The organism is Candidatus Spongiisocius sp., assembly GCF_965221825.1.
In the GTDB taxonomy this organism is placed as follows: domain Bacteria; phylum Actinomycetota; class Acidimicrobiia; order Spongiisociales; family Spongiisociaceae; genus Spongiisocius.
In genome coordinates this window covers 544,475-558,602 of record NZ_OZ244917.1, presented here as the reverse complement: position 1 = coordinate 558,602, position 14,128 = coordinate 544,475, and the positions used below count along the sequence as shown (strand labels likewise).

At 67.7% G+C, this 14,128-nt stretch carries 13 protein-coding genes; 7 read left to right on the top strand and 6 right to left on the bottom strand.

Going from position 1 to position 14,128, the window contains the following annotated elements:
• Window positions 1-4 precede the first annotated feature (4 nt).
• The 6 genes from ACOQPD_RS02570 to ACOQPD_RS02545 form a co-directional block, all read right to left on the bottom strand.
• Window positions 5-745: a YebC/PmpR family DNA-binding transcriptional regulator gene (locus tag ACOQPD_RS02570; protein ID WP_420613342.1), complete on the bottom strand. Its 741-nt coding sequence runs from the start codon at window positions 743-745 to the stop codon at window positions 5-7.
• Window positions 746-768: 23 nt separating this feature from the next.
• Window positions 769-1,329, bottom strand: coding sequence for a pyridoxal 5'-phosphate synthase glutaminase subunit PdxT (gene pdxT / locus ACOQPD_RS02565; RefSeq protein ID WP_420613341.1), 561 nt, complete (start codon window positions 1,327-1,329; stop codon window positions 769-771).
• A gap of 20 nt (window positions 1,330-1,349) precedes the next feature.
• Entirely contained in the window at window positions 1,350-2,252 is a 903-nt protein-coding gene (pdxS, locus tag ACOQPD_RS02560; protein WP_420613340.1) for a pyridoxal 5'-phosphate synthase lyase subunit PdxS, read from the bottom strand.
• A gap of 76 nt (window positions 2,253-2,328) precedes the next feature.
• Entirely contained in the window at window positions 2,329-3,372 is a 1,044-nt protein-coding gene (locus tag ACOQPD_RS02555; RefSeq protein WP_420613339.1) for a glycosyltransferase family 4 protein, read from the bottom strand.
• Window positions 3,369-4,277 carry a phosphatidylinositol mannoside acyltransferase gene (locus ACOQPD_RS02550; RefSeq protein WP_420613338.1) on the bottom strand — a complete coding sequence of 303 codons (909 nt, stop codon included), beginning with the start codon at window positions 4,275-4,277 and terminating at the stop codon, window positions 3,369-3,371. The genes ACOQPD_RS02555 and ACOQPD_RS02550 overlap by 4 nt, the downstream gene beginning before the upstream one ends.
• Entirely contained in the window at window positions 4,270-4,869 is a 600-nt protein-coding gene (locus ACOQPD_RS02545; RefSeq protein WP_420613337.1) for a CDP-alcohol phosphatidyltransferase family protein, read from the bottom strand. Before ACOQPD_RS02545 ends, ACOQPD_RS02550 begins: the two co-directional genes overlap by 8 nt.
• An 88-nt stretch (window positions 4,870-4,957) precedes the next feature.
• Here ACOQPD_RS02545 and fusA point away from each other — a divergent pair, with 88 nt between their 5' ends.
• The 7 genes from fusA to ACOQPD_RS02510 all read left to right on the top strand — a co-directional run bounded on the left by fusA (window position 4,958) and on the right by ACOQPD_RS02510 (window position 14,097).
• Window positions 4,958-7,006, top strand: a complete 2,049-nt coding sequence (gene fusA, locus ACOQPD_RS02540; protein WP_420613336.1) for an elongation factor G — start codon at window positions 4,958-4,960, stop codon at window positions 7,004-7,006.
• A gap of 19 nt (window positions 7,007-7,025) precedes the next feature.
• Entirely contained in the window at window positions 7,026-8,306 is a 1,281-nt protein-coding gene (locus tag ACOQPD_RS02535; RefSeq protein WP_420613335.1) for a citrate synthase, read from the top strand.
• Window positions 8,306-8,785: a hypothetical protein gene (locus tag ACOQPD_RS02530; RefSeq protein WP_420613334.1), complete on the top strand. Its 480-nt coding sequence runs from the start codon at window positions 8,306-8,308 to the stop codon at window positions 8,783-8,785. The genes ACOQPD_RS02535 and ACOQPD_RS02530 overlap by 1 nt, the downstream gene beginning before the upstream one ends.
• Window positions 8,786-8,880: 95 nt before the next feature.
• Window positions 8,881-9,882, top strand: a complete 1,002-nt coding sequence (locus ACOQPD_RS02525) for a zinc-dependent alcohol dehydrogenase (protein ID WP_420613333.1) — start codon at window positions 8,881-8,883, stop codon at window positions 9,880-9,882.
• Between the two features lie 93 nt (window positions 9,883-9,975).
• Window positions 9,976-11,193, top strand: a complete 1,218-nt coding sequence (locus ACOQPD_RS02520; RefSeq protein ID WP_420613332.1) for a M24 family metallopeptidase — start codon at window positions 9,976-9,978, stop codon at window positions 11,191-11,193.
• 219 nt (window positions 11,194-11,412) lie between these two features.
• The gene (locus ACOQPD_RS02515; protein WP_420613330.1) at window positions 11,413-13,158 is read left to right on the top strand and encodes a PEP/pyruvate-binding domain-containing protein; all 1,746 of its coding nucleotides are present in this window, start codon (window positions 11,413-11,415) and stop codon (window positions 13,156-13,158) included.
• A gap of 84 nt (window positions 13,159-13,242) precedes the next feature.
• Entirely contained in the window at window positions 13,243-14,097 is an 855-nt protein-coding gene (locus tag ACOQPD_RS02510; RefSeq protein WP_420613329.1) for an HpcH/HpaI aldolase/citrate lyase family protein, read from the top strand.
• Window positions 14,098-14,128: the final 31 nt, after the last annotated feature.

The window sequence follows — 14,128 nt, the reverse complement described above, 5'->3', positions numbered from 1 at the left end:
TCCGCTACTCCGCCAGCCTGGCCAGGTAATCGTCGGGGATGTCGAAGTTCCCGTAGACGCCTTGCACGTCGGCCAGTTCGTCCAGCGTGTCCACAAGGCGCAGGACCCTGGCGGCGCCGGAAGAGTCCAGCGCGATGGTTGTGGACGGGAGCTGGGTGATCTCGGCGGTCTGCACGGACAGTTCGGCGTCCGCCAGGGCATCCCGGACAGCCGGGAAGTCGGTCGGCGCGGTGATCACCTCGAATTGGTCACCGCTCTCCCGGACGTCTTCGGCGCCCGACTCGAGGGCAGCAAGCAGGATCTCGTCTTCATCACCTTCTACTAGAAGGTAACCCTTCTGGTCGAATAGGTAGGCGACGGATCCCGGCTCGCCGAGGTTGCCGCCGTTCCGGGTGAAGGCGGACCGGATGTCGGAGGCGGCCCGGTTGCGGTTGTCGGTGAGCGCCTGGACCAGCAACGCCACTCCCCCGGGTGCGTAACCTTCGTAGAAGACCGTGTCGAGGCGCTCACCCACCAGTTCCCCGGTACCGCGCTTGATGGCCCGCTCGATGTTGTCCTTGGGCACCGAGGCAGACCTGGCCTTGTCGATGGCAGTGGCCAGCACGGCATTACCCGCCGGGTCGCCCCCACCATGGCGAGCCGCCGCCTCGACCGCGCGGCACAGCTTGGCGAACAGGTTGCTGCGCGCGGCGTCCTGCCGCCCCTTGCGGTGCTTGATGTTCGCCCACTTGGAATGACCGGCCATCGACTCTCTCCTACTGCCGGGCGTCAGGCCACGAGGTCGATGAGCATCCGGTGGACCCGGTGGTCGCCCGTGAGCTCGGGATGGAAGGCGCACGCCATGACATGGTCCTTTCTCACCAGCACGGGCCGGCCGTTGTGGCTGGCCAGCACCTCGATGTCGGGGGCGGTCCGGTCCACTACGGGCGCCCGGATGAAGACCGCGCGGAACGCATCCTCCCAGCCGTCCACGGCCAGATCGCATTCGAACGATTCGTTCTGCCGGCCGAACGCGTTCCGCTCCACCACCATATCGAGCGCTCCCAGCAGAGGCTGGTCTCCTCCGGTCACCTCCGAGGCCAGGAGGATCATCCCCGCGCAGGTTCCGAGGGTGGGTAGCCCGTCCGAGATGCGCTTGCGGAGGGGATCGACCAGCCCGTAGAGGGTGGCGAGCCGCCCGATGGCCGTCGATTCCCCTCCCGGAATGATCAGGGCGTCGATGTCCTCCAGATCGGTGGGCGTCCGGATCTCGCTGGGAATACCACCGGAGGCGGCCACCATCCGGGCGTGCTCGCGGACATCTCCCTGGAGGGCGAGCACGCCGACCACGGGCGCCTCGGGCGCGGCCTCTACCAGCCTCGCTCCTGCATCCGTTGGCCGGCGGGAATGTCGTCGATCTCGATCCCGACCATGGCCTCGCCGAGGTTGCGGGACACCTTGGCCACGATCTGGGGATCGCGGTAGAAGGTGGTGGCCTCCACGATCGCCCTGGCCCGGACCGCCGGGTCGCCGCTCTTGAAGATTCCCGAACCCACGAATACGCCGTCGCATCCCAGCTGCATCATCATGGCGGCGTCCGAGGGCGTGGCGATGCCTCCGGCGGCGAAGTTGACTACCGGCAGGCTGCCCGACCCGGCTACCTCCCGCAGCAGTTCTACCGGTGCTCCCATGTCGCGAGCCAGCGCCATCAACTGGTCGTCACCGGCCGCGGCCGCCTGGGCGATCTCGCGGTTCATCCGCCGCATATGGGTGACGGCCTCGACCACGTTGCCGGTACCCGGCTCCCCCTTCGTGCGGATCATGGCGGCGCCCTCGGCGATGCGGCGCAGCGCCTCCCCGAGGTTGCGGGCGCCGCACACGAAGGGCGTGGTGAATGCCCACTTGTCGATGTGGTGGTGACTGTCGGCCGGGGTTAGAACCTCGGACTCGTCGATGTAGTCGACGCCGAGGCTCTGGAGCACCTGCGCCTCCACGAAGTGTCCGATGCGGGCCTTGGCCATGACCGGAATCGAGACCGCGTCGATGATCTCGTCGACCTTGCTCGGATCGGCCATACGGGCCACTCCCCCGTGGGCCCGGATATCGGCGGGTACCCGCTCCAGCGCCATGACCGCCACCGCCCCGGATTCCTCGGCGATGGACGCCTGCTCCGCGTTGACGACATCCATGATCACGCCACCCTTGAGCATCTCGGCCAGTCCACGCTTCACCCGCAGCGTGCCGGTCGTCTCCGCCTTGGTACCCTGTTCCATGGCGATTTTGTCCTTTCAATAGTACCAACTATCAAGAATATTCTACCGGGTCCAACCCCCAACGCAACCTATTCTGCTATCCGGCTTGCGCCCCGGCGACCATGCGGTACAGGTCGGTGTACCGGGAGATCACCTGCCCCCAGTCGTACCTTTCGACCCGGGCTGACGACCCCTTCGCCAGGCGTTCGCGCAGGGCCGGATCGGCCAGCACCGCCTTGAGGGCGCCGGCCAGACCGGCCGGGTCGCCGTTCCTGAACAGGAGGCCCGTCCCGCCGAGGACGTCCTCGAATGCGGCCAGGTCGCTGGCCACCACCGCGCATCCCGCCGCCATGCCCTCCGCAACGGTTATTCCAAAGCTCTCGCCACCCCGGTTGGGAGCGCAGAACACGCCGCTTCCGGCCAGGACCGAGCGTTTCTCGGCCTCGGACACCCGCCCGAGGTAGTCGACGCCCTCGATCGGGGGCGAGTCTCCCCCACCGACCATCACCAACCGCGCATCCGGAATCTCGGAACGCACGGCCGGCCATGCGGATAGCAGCAGATCCCGGCCCTTACGGGGGTCGGGCCGGCCCACGAAGGCCAGCCGGCGAGGGTCGCGCGGCGTCTCGACCCTGAACGAGGACACATCGACTGCGTTGGGGATCTCCGTCACGTCGAGACCGAGGGGCTCGACGGCGCGCCGGGCGGTTCGGCTAACCGCGGTAGCCACAACATCGCCCAGCAGCAGCCGCACCGCGCTCCTCCCCCACCGGTACGCGGCGCGGAACATAGGAGATGGATCGGCGTGGAAGGTGACCACAGTGGGTCGCCCGGTCCGGAGCGCCGCCCAGCCGGCCAGGGGAACCATCGGCTCGTGTACGTGGACCACGTCGGCGCCCGCCACGGCGGCCCGCACCCGGCGGACGACCATCGGCGACAGAGCGATGGGCGCGCGGGAGCGGTTGACCGGAAACATGAGCGAGCGGCCCGCGTCCGCACGGTCGGCGCCGGAGCCGGCCGCCGGAGCCACCGCGATTGCTTCCTGGCCCTGCCGCCGGAGATGCTCGACCAGCCCGAGGACCTGCTGCTGGACACCCCCCGGGACGTTCAGGGCGTACGGGGAGATCACGGCGACCTTCACGCATCCCCTCCGTGTCGTTCGAGGAAGTCGTGGTCGGACGGCCAGTTGGGCTGCACCAGGTGCCATTGGGTGGGTGCTTCCCGGATCATGTCCTCGTACCGGTGCGCCAGCCGCTGGGTGATGCCGGCCATCCGGTTCCTGTCCTCCGGGCCGGGGTCCTCGATGGGAGCGTGCACCACCACCCGGTGACCCGCACCCCGCTTGAAGTAGGAGACCACGGGGAGCAGGACCGCATCGTTGCGGATCGCCAGGACGGCCGGGCCGGCCGGCAGGGTGGTCCTCTCACCGAAGAACTCCACTTCCACGCAGCGGCCCCCGATGTTGCGGTCGGCGACCAGCGCGATGACGCGTCCCTCCAGCATGTCGTTCCGCAGTGCCCGCATCGTGGACAGGCCTTCCGCCAGCACCACCCGGATACCGAGCCGGGCCCGCAGGTCGACGAACCATCGGGCCAGCCGGCGGTTGGCCAGTGCCTCCGCTACGGCGGTGATCCGGACCCCCGCATCCTCCGCCAGCGTACCCGCCAACTCCCAGTTGCCCACGTGGGGAAGCGCCGCGACGATCGGTCTCCCGGACTCCTGGGCGGCCCGGACGTGTTCCAGCCCGACCAGCGTCACCCGCGACCTCACCGCCTCCGCCCGCCGCGGCCGGAACCAGAGCGTCTCCGCCCAGTAGCGACCGTAGGCGCTGAACACGTCCCGGGCCACCCGCTCCACCGCCCGGGCGTCGTCGCTCCGGCCGAGCACCCTTCCCATGTGCCGGATCGCCATGGCCTTGCGCTCCCGGGCCCAGAACCAGCAGAGACTGCCCGCCCAGCCGCCCAGGCGGCGGATGATCGGTTCGGGGAGAGCTCCGAAGATCCCCGCGCCTGCCCGGTAGGCCAGGTAGGTGAGCAGGTCAGTCACCCGGTGACAGCTGCCGCCAGGTCTTGAAGAACCGCTGGAAGACGGTTAGCCAGGTGAGGATGGCCATCAGCCACAGCATGACCGAGACCTGATCGAAGAGGAACCCGGCCGCAAAGAGGATGACCCGCTCGGCGCGGCCCATCAGGCCGCCCCGACCCTCGACCCGCCCGATGTCGGCCTTGGCGCGGAGGTACGAGATGACCAGCGAGGCGCCCAGGCTCAGGACGCACAGCACCACGAGGGCGGGGTCGCCTTCCTGGGGCGACAGCCGGGACGTAAGCCAGAAGGAGCAAGCCGCGAACATGGCCGTCTCACCGATGCGGTCGAACACGGAGTCGAGCAGCGCCCCCCGCGGCGAATCCGATCCCGAGGCCCGGGCAACCGACCCGTCCAGCCCGTCGAGGGCCGAACCGCCCAGGATCACCAGGGCGCCGGCAACCACGGCTCCGTTGGCCAGCAGGATCGATCCGGCCAGGGTGACCACCAGCCCGGTCACGGTCAGGTGGGCGGGCCGCACCCCGATGCGGGCCAGGCTACGGCCGATCGGAGCCACCACTCTTTCGACATGCCCGCGGGCCCAGACTTCGATCACGGCGGCTCCTCTCGTGGGGAAGGTACCACAGACGGCAAGCATCGTATGATTGCCTACACTCGGATGCCCGACAAGGAAGCGGAGGAGGATGCGACCGGAGAACATTCGAAATGTGGGCCTGTTCGGCCATGGAGGTTCCGGCAAGACCTCTGTGGCAGAAGCTCTCCTCTTCAACGCCGGCGAGATCAACCGCATCGGCTCCGTCGATGCCGGCAACACGGTCATGGATCACGAGCCCGAGGAGATCGAGAGACAGGGCTCGCTGGGGATCGGAGTGGCGTCCTTCGATCACAACGGGACCCGGGTCAACCTCATCGACACCCCCGGGTACGCCGATTTCGTGGGCGAGGCGCTGGCGGCGCTGCGAGCCGTGGACCTGGCTGTCTTCGTGGTCTCCGCCGTCGACGGCGTCGAGGTGCAGACCGAGATCCTGTGGGAGGCCGCCCGCCTGGAGGGTATCCCCCGCGTGGTCTTCGTCAACAAACTCGACAGGGACCGCGCCTCGTTCTCCCGCACACTGGACGAGCTCGTCGAGTCTTTCGGCAAGCGTATCGCTCCCATCCAGATTCCGGTCGGTGAGGAGCAGAGCCTGAGCGGGGTGGTCCGGTTGGTGTCAGGCCGCGCCTACCGGTACGGGTCGGGCCGGACGGAGGGCACGCCGGTCGACGTTCCGCCCGAGGTCGCAGACACCTTCGAGGAGACCCGTTCGGCCCTGGTCGAATCGGTGGTGGAGACCGACGACGACCTGCTGGAGGCCTACTTCGAGGGCGAGGAACCGTCTGCCGAGCGGATGGTGGAGGTCATCCACGACGGGATGCTGGAGGGGGAGATCTTCCCGGTGCTGGTGGGTTCGGCCGGAACCCTGGTGGGAATCGACACCCTGGCCGAGTTCATGGTCGACTTCGGACCCGATCCTCTGGAGCGGACCATGCCGGCCACTTTGAGCGGCGAGCTGGTGGCCGACGTCGACGCCCCGGCGGTGGCCTACACCTTCAAGACATCAGGCGATCAGTACGTGGGCCGGGTCAATACCTTCCGGGTCTTCTCGGGCTCGTTCAAGCCCGACACGATCCTCGAGAACCCGGGCGGGCACAAGCTCAAGATGTCCAGCCTCTTCTCACTCCAGGGCAAGGACCACGCCGGGTTGCCGGTGGCGACCGTGGGTTCCATCGGCTCGGTGGCCAAACTCGACAACCTGCGGGTGGGCGACACGCTTCGGACCCCCGGATGCGATACCGAGATCTCACCGGTCCGCGTCCCCCGCCCGGTGCACGAGGTGACCGTGTCGCCCCGCTCCACCCAGGATGAGGACAAGCTCTCCACCGCTCTGGCCCGCGTCCAGGAGGAGGACCCCACCATCTTGGTGGACCGTCGCGCCGAGACCAGCGAGACGGTCCTCTCGGGTCTCGGGGAGGCACATGTCAGCGTCACGCTGGCCAAGGTCGCGCGGCGTTTCGGAGTCGAGGTCGACACCGGTGTGCCGCGCATTCCCTACCGGGAGACCATCCAGGGGCGGGCCGACGTGGAGGGCAAGCACAAGAAGCAGTCGGGCGGGCGGGGCCAGTTCGGTGTGGCCTACGTGAGGTTCGAGCCCAACCAGCGGGGCCAGGGTTACGAGTTCGTGGATCAGATCAAGGGCGGCTCCATTCCGCGGAGTCTCATTCCGGCGGTCGACAAGGGGATCCGGGAGGCCCTCGTGCGGGGCATCCTGGCCGGTTACCCCGTCATCGATGTCCGGGCCACCGTTTACGACGGCAAGTTCCATTCGGTCGACTCGGATGAGCTCAGCTTCCGGATGGCGGGGATCATGGCCGTCCGGGCCGCGGCCTCCGACCTGCGGGCTACCATCCTCGAACCCATCGCCGTTGTCACCGTCCGGGTGCCTGAGGACTACATGGGCGACGTGATCGGTGACATCAATGCCAAGCGAGGGCGGGTGCTCGGGATGGACGCCGATGGACGGAGCCGGGTCCTGACAGCGGAAGTCCCGATGGCCGAGGTGCAGCGTTACTCCGTGGACCTGCGGTCGATGACCGGAGGGCGTGGATCTTTCGACATCGAGTTCGCCCGCTACGAGCCTGCTCCCCCGCAGGAGGTGCAGCGGGTGGTGGCGGCGGCCAAGGCCGAGTCCGAGTAGGGAGGGACCAGCACAGCTCATGGATAAGGCAACCATCCGGGTCGATGGTGAGGATGCGATTGACGTAGCGATCGCATCGGGCACAGAGGGCGAACGGGCGCTGGACATCCGGGGCCTCCGGGCGGCTACCGGAATGGTCACGCTCGATCCCGGGTACGGGAACACCGCCGAAACCATCAGCGCGGTGTCGTTCATCGACGGCGAGGCAGGGATTCTCCGCTACCGCGGTTACCCGGTGGACCAGTTGGTCGAGAACTCCACGTTCCTGGAGGTGGTTTACCTGCTCGACAGGGGCGAGCTGCCCACCTCCGAACAGATGGCCCATTTCGAGGGCCGGATAGCCGAGCACAGCGCCCTGCCCGAGGGGTTCGAGAACATCCTGGAGGGGCTTCCGGCCGGTACCCATCCGATGCAGAAGATCGCCACCGCGATCGCCCTGCTGGGCGCGTACTTCCCGGGTACGGGAGGAGCGGGATCGGTGGAGGCCAACCGTCTGGGCGCTATCCGCCTGGTGGCGATGATGCCGGCGCTGGTGGCGTGGTCGCATCGCAGCGATCAGGACCGGGTCTACATCGATCCCGACCCCGGCCTGGGCTACGTGGCCGACTTCCTCAACATGACCTTCAATTCCGGCAGCGAGGGCTACCAGCTCAACCCGGCCCATGTCCGGGCGATGGAGGCCTTGCTGATTCTCCATGCCGACCACGGCCAGAACCTCTCCACCTCGGCGGTCCGGCTGGTCGGCTCCGGGCAGACCGACCTGTTCTCCTCGATATGCGCCGGCGTCCTGGCGCTGTCCGGCCCCCTTCACGGTGGCGCCAACCAGCGGGTCATCGAGATGCTGGAGGACATCCATGCGGCCGGTGGCGACACCGGGCTGTTCCTGGACCGTGCGAAGGACCGGAACGACCCCTTCCGGCTCATGGGCTTCGGCCACCGGGTCTACCGGAATTTCGATCCCCGAGCGCAGATCATCAAGCGCCACGCACGCGCCCTGCTCGATCATCAGAGCAATCCCCTGCTGGACCTGGCGTCCAGGTTGGAGCAGGAGGCCTTGGCGGACGAGTTCTTCATCAAACGGCGCATCTATCCCAACGTGGACTACTACTCGGGCATCATCTACCAGGCGATGGGCTTCCCCAGCGAGATGTTCACGGTGCTGTTCGCCCTGGGGCGGCTACCGGGATGGCTGGCACAGCTGCGGGAGATGAGGGAGTCGTCGAGCGCTCCGCTCAAGCGCCCGCGCCAGATCTACAACGGCTACCCGCAGAGGGACTACCCGTCTCCGGCGGAGCGTTGATGGACGGGATCCGCATTCCCGCCGAAGTCGCCGAGGCGGCGGGAGTCCCGGACGATCTCGATTCCGGACAGTTGGGTCCGTACCGGTTCCCCTCGCCGGCCCGCCGCCGGATCGGCGCCCGTATCTATGTGACCGCAGGTCTGCTGGCCGCGCTCGGAGCGCTGGCCAACCTCGGTACCGGCCTCTGGGTGGTCGCGATCGGGCTGCTGGCCCTCGCCTATCTTCATTACCGCACGGCCTGGCCGCTGGCGGTAGGCCAGGAGCAGGCGCTGGACATGGCTGCATCCCTGTCCCCGTTCGCGGTGGGCCACGCCTCGGCGGCGCTCGGGTTCGAGGGAGGGCGGTCACGCCCGGTCTGGAACCTTGTCCTCTACTCGGCGGAGAACCCACCTCTGTTCCGGGCCCTGGTAAGGCTCGACGCTGTGAGCGGCCGGCAGTTGGACGAGGTCTACACGGAGCAACTGCCACAGCCGGACTGAGGGGCGGCGGGCACCGGGTAATCGGGCGGCCGGGCCGAGGGATGACCGGTGGCCGCAAAAGTGTTTCGGAAACCTGAAGAAAGTAGCGGATCGAGTTGATAGTCGTCGGCGCCGACGGTCCGGGGAAGCTCCAGGTTCGGGATGTTCCCGCTCCTATCGGGAACGGGCGCGCCCTGGTGCGTCTCGAGCGGGCCGGAGTATGCGGTACCGACCTGAAGATACTGGACGGGGCGATGCCGGTCGCCTATCCGGTGATCATGGGGCACGAGATGGTGGGCGTGGTGAGCCGGACCGGGTCCCAAGGCCGGCTGCCTTGCGGGACGAGGGTGCTGGTAAACCCGGGGATCCACTGCCGCAATTGTTACCTCTGCGATACGGACCGGCCCCATCTCTGCCGCCACGGCGGCCTGCTGGGGCGCGACATGGACGGCGTGTTCGCGGAGCAGATCGCGCTGGAGGAGCACTTTCTCCATGTGGTACCGGATGTGATCGACCCGGACGCCTCCGGGTTGTTGCAGGTGCTGGGCACTGTCGTCCACTCCCAGCAGACCGTCGCGGTCATGCCCGGCTCGGTGGCCGTCGTGATCGGGCTGGGTGTGTCGGGTCTGTTACATCTGCAATTGCTGCGGGCCGGCGGCGTGGACAGAGTCATCGGCATCACCCGCTCTGCCTGGAAACTGGATCTGGCCACCCGGCTGGGCGCCCTCGCGGTGGCTACCCCCGAGGACGCCGCCGGCGTTGTGGCCGACGTCTCGGGCGGCCGCGGCGCCGACCTGGTCGTAGAGGCGGTGGGGACCGGATCCACGGTGGCCCAGGCCATCGAGCTATGCGGATCCGGTGGCGAGGTGATCGTCTACGGCACCGTCACCGGCGAGGGCGGACCGATGCCCTACTACCAGCTCTACTTCAAGGAAATCACCCTGCGCTACCCGAGAGCCGCCCGACCCGAGGACTACGACCGCGCCATAGCCCTGGCAGCCTCGGGGAGGATCCGGCTGGACCCGCTGGTCACTGCGAGCTTTCCCCTGGAGAATGCCCCGGATGCCTTGGCCGCAGCCCGGAGCGGCGAACACCTCAAGGTTCTTCTCACGCCCTGAGCCCTGGCAGCCCGGGCGCATGACCGCCTGACCACTCCCCAAGTATGATGCCCGCATCGAGCCGGGAAGGACATGCGGGAAGCATTCGGGGTCTTGAGTACCGACTGGAAAGAAGGCATCAACTGGGACGCGGTCCGCAAGTGGCGCTTGAAGCGGGCCCATGAGGCAATGAAGCGCCACGGGCTGGGCGCCCTGTTGCTCTTCTACGACGAGAACATGCGTTACGTCTCATCCACCCTGACCCCGGGGTGGAACCGGCTCAAGCCCGGCCTCCGTTACGTGGTGCTGATCGAGGACCAGCCCCCGATCGTCTACGAGCAGGGCGACATCGGGTTCCATCTCGAGGCTCATAATCCGTGGATCCCGAAGGAGAACATCCGCTACTCCTACGCCTGGATCAAGGGTGCCGTGGGTCCGGCTTCCACCCAGCAGGTCGACAAGTTCACCCGCTCGCTGATCAACGACCTCGAGGCGGCCGGGGTCAATGACAAGCCTCTCGGCGTGGATTTCATCGACATCAATCTGGTCGGGGCCTTCCAGCAACACGGGATCGAGTGGACCGACGGGATGACTCCGATGATGGAGGCCCGAGCCATCAAGAGTCCGGACGAGGTCAAGGCCTTCTCGATGGTCGGGTCGATCTGTGACTACGTGCACTACGAGATCACCAACTTCATCAAACCGGGCATGACCGAGAACCAGGTGGCGGCCTTCGGGTTCGAGAAGCTGTACTCGATTCCCGGCATGGAGGACGTGGAGGATGTGATCGTCTCGTCGGGGCCGAACGCCTGGCCCAACTGGCGGAACTTCTCGGACCGGATGATCCGGCCCGGAGAGTTGGTGATAGTCGACCTGGCGGCGCTCACCTGGAACGGGTTCAAGAGTTGCGTCTACCGCACCTACTGCGTCGGCGGGAAGCCGACCGACGAGATGCAACGTGTCTACGACGAAGCGCACAAGTGGCTGTGGGACTCGATTGACGCGACCGGCCCGGGAGTTACCACCGCTGATGTGGCTTCCAAGTGGCCGAGCGCTCAGGAGGTCTGGGGATACGAGGAGGAGGACCAGGCGGCGGCCAATCTATGGGGCCACGGTCTGGGACTGGCCCAGTACGACCCGCCGGTGATCTCCCGCATCTGGTCCCTGGATCACCCGGTGGAGATCCGGCCCGGCATGACCTTCGCCCTGGAGACCCAGCACGGGATCCTCCATCGATTCGGGGTCCGTCTCGAGGAGATGCTGTACGTGACGGACACAGGAATCGAGATGGTGTCGACGTACAAGTCCCACGAGATAATCGCCGTCGACTAGTTGATCGTGGTCGGTCTGTCTAGCGGTCGGCGTGCTATGGACCGCCATCGGCGCCTCTGGCTGCGTCCTGCCTCCTCAACGTACCCTGCGGGTACGCCTTCGTCCGCAGTCCTTGCCATAGACGCCGCTGACGGCGCCATATCCCACCGCCGCCCCACAGACCAACCACGGGACCCGCGGGAACAAACGAGCGCGCATAGCGTGAACACGCCCTAAGCCATGTCGCGAGCGGGGCGCCTGGTCTGGCTCGACGAGGCGGACGCTCGAAACCCGGCGCTGGTGGGCGCCAAGGCCGGCAGGCTCGCACGGGCTCGTGCGATCGGGTTCCGGGTGCCCGACGGGTTCGTGGTTCCGGTCGAGGCCTCCGTTTCCGCCATCCGTCGAGGACAGGCGGCGCTGGGACGCTCCGGCAACTCGGGATCGGCGCGCGCCGCGGTCTACAACCACGCCCCGCACCCGCTCGCACGGGGGATGGTCGAGGCCGCCGACCGGTTGGGTGGCGTGGTGGTGGTCCGATCCTCCAGCCGGGCCGAGGCGGAAGGAGTGTGGGCGGGCGCCTTTTCCTCGTACCTGAGCCTCCGGTCGGACGAGGTCCCGGCCGGCGTCGTCGGATGCTGGGCATCCGTCTTCGGCCCCGGTGTCCTGAAACGGGTCGAGGCCATCGGGATCTCGCCCCCCGACATCGGGATGGCCGTCCTGGTACAGACGCGTCTACGGACGATCTGTGGCGGTGTGGCCACCCTCGGGCAGGCGGAGGAGGTCAGGATCGTCGGCATGGCAGGGCACCCGGCGCCCCTGATGGCCGGATGGCAAAGCGGGCACGCGTCGGTCGTGGCCGGCAATGACTCGGTGGAGGCAAGGGAGGACTCGCCTGTCTCCCGGGAGGTTGCGGTTCGTGTGGCCCATCTGGCCAGGGGGGTTGGGAGGGAACTCGGATACGCCCATATCGAGTGGGCCATGGGCGAGGACGGGGAGGTATACCTGCTCCAAGCCCAGCCTGTCGCGGATCCGCAGCCGACTCTTCGCGAGAAGCCGTCCATGACGGCCAGGACGCACCACCCTCGGCTCGGTGATGCCGTCCGGCTGATGCTCCGCTATCCGGGCCCCGTGGGCGAACGCCTGGTCTGGCCTTGGGCTATCGGCCTGGACGAGCTCCCCGGCTTGCGGATCCGGCCCTCCCGCAAGGACGTGGCGACGCTGGTGGCCGAGACGCGGAGGAGCGCCGCACTGCTGGTCTCGCAAAGATGGGAGGGCGGTGGCATCACCGAGGCCTTCGAGCGAGCCTGGGCGCAGCTTCGCGAAGGTGACGGCTCTCCCATCGCCAGGTTGCTGTCCTGCAGCTCCGCCCCGGACCCTGACCTGGTGGAGGGGCACCTGGAGAATCTGGGGTGCCTGGCCGATGCTCTCATCCGATCCGGGCAGATTCCGCATCCCGGCTGGATGTGGTATCTCGATCTCGCCTCTCCGGACTCCCTGGCCAGTCCGCCGGGGTGGCGTGACGGTACGAGCCGGCGGATCGGAGTCGGCCGGTGGGATCCCTTCATTCACGACGTGATAGCGTCGCTGGGCAGGACGGTGCCCGGACAGCCGGCCGCAGGTGGGTGGGGAGCCGGAAGGCTGCGAATGGTCCGCAGTGCCGACGACGCTGCTGCTTCCGGCCCTCGCGAGATCATCGTCGCAGCCCGGCCCGTGGTCAATCTCGCCCCGTTGCTGTGGAACGCGGCGGGTCTGGTGACCGAAGCGGGCGGACCCGGCGCCCATCTGTTCGAGGTGGCGGGATGGCTGGGCGTGCCGGCGGTCTGCGGTGTTGACATCGAAGCACTGATCGGTGATCGGCCCCATACTCCGGAACGCAGCGAGGATGTCGTAGTGGCGGTGGATGGTGACATCGGGCGCCTGGCCATCCTGTCCCGGTCACCTGGGACGGAGAGGGTGTCGGTCGGGCGGGCGCAACGACGACGCTGACGCGGCGGGGATGCCATCACGCCTCCGCGCCCAGCCGCATAGACTCGTTAACACCTTGGTCGTAGAAGGAGGACGTAGCCTGGCATGAAAGCGGTCCGCTCGATGCTGTTCGTTCCGGGTGATCGCCCCGACCTGATAGCCAAGGCGGCGCGGTCCCCCGCCGATGGCGTGATCGTCGATCTCGAGGATGCGGTGGCAGCGGGCGTAAAGGAGGAGGCCCGGGCGAATCTCGGATGCTTGCCCGATGGCGAGGCTTCCTTCTTCGTACGCCTCAACGGATTCGACACAGGCCTGATGTGGGAAGACCTGGTGGCAGCGGCCCGTGCCGGTGCCGATGGGGTGATCATCCCCAAGGCGGAACAGCGCCGGGTCGTGTTGAAGGCATGCGGCGCCCTCAGCGCGCTCGAGGCGGCGACAGGCCGGCCGGACGGGTCGGTCGCCCTGATTCCGATGATCGAGACGGCGATGGGAGTCCGGAACGCCTTCGAGATCGTCGGAGGATGCCAGAGGGTAGAGGCGGTCATGCTCGGAAGCGGGGAGCAGGGGGACCTGGTGGCCGATCTCCGGGTGCGATGGGAGCCCGAGGGCACCGGGTTGCATTACTCCCGCTCCCGGGTCCTGCTCGCGGCCCGTTCAGCGGGAATAGCGCAGCCGATTGACGGCGTGTTCATGGACTACCGCAACCTGGAGGGGCTCCGGACCGAGAGCCGGCTGGCCCGCCGTATCGGCTACTCGGCCAAACTCGCCATCCACCCCGCGCAGGTGGACGTCATCAACGAGGTGTTCACCCCGACCGACGAAGAGGTGGCCCGCCATCGGGCCATTCTGGAGGCATTCGCAGAGGCCGAATCCGGGGGGACGGCGGCCGTCAGCGTGGAGGGCCGGATGGTGGACTATGCCGCGGCCAGAACCGCCCGGTCCTTTCTGGGCGAGTCCTAGAAGTCCTGAGAGGGGACGGTAGCTCCCCAGC

Bases quoted from the DNA above. Each gene is read 5' to 3' on its own strand.
- ACOQPD_RS02530 (WP_420613334.1), top strand. From the start codon at position 8,306: ATGGACGGGATCCGCATTCCCGCCGAAGTCGCCGAGGCGGCGGGAGTC.
- ACOQPD_RS02515 (WP_420613330.1), top strand. From the start codon at position 11,413: ATGTCGCGAGCGGGGCGCCTGGTCTGGCTCGACGAGGCGGACGCTCGA.
- fusA (WP_420613336.1), top strand. From the start codon at position 4,958: ATGCGACCGGAGAACATTCGAAATGTGGGCCTGTTCGGCCATGGAGGT.
- ACOQPD_RS02510 (WP_420613329.1), top strand. From the start codon at position 13,243: ATGAAAGCGGTCCGCTCGATGCTGTTCGTTCCGGGTGATCGCCCCGAC.
- ACOQPD_RS02570 (WP_420613342.1), bottom strand. From the start codon at position 745: ATGGCCGGTCATTCCAAGTGGGCGAACATCAAGCACCGCAAGGGGCGG.
- pdxS (WP_420613340.1), bottom strand. From the start codon at position 2,252: ATGGAACAGGGTACCAAGGCGGAGACGACCGGCACGCTGCGGGTGAAG.
- ACOQPD_RS02535 (WP_420613335.1), top strand. From the start codon at position 7,026: ATGGATAAGGCAACCATCCGGGTCGATGGTGAGGATGCGATTGACGTA.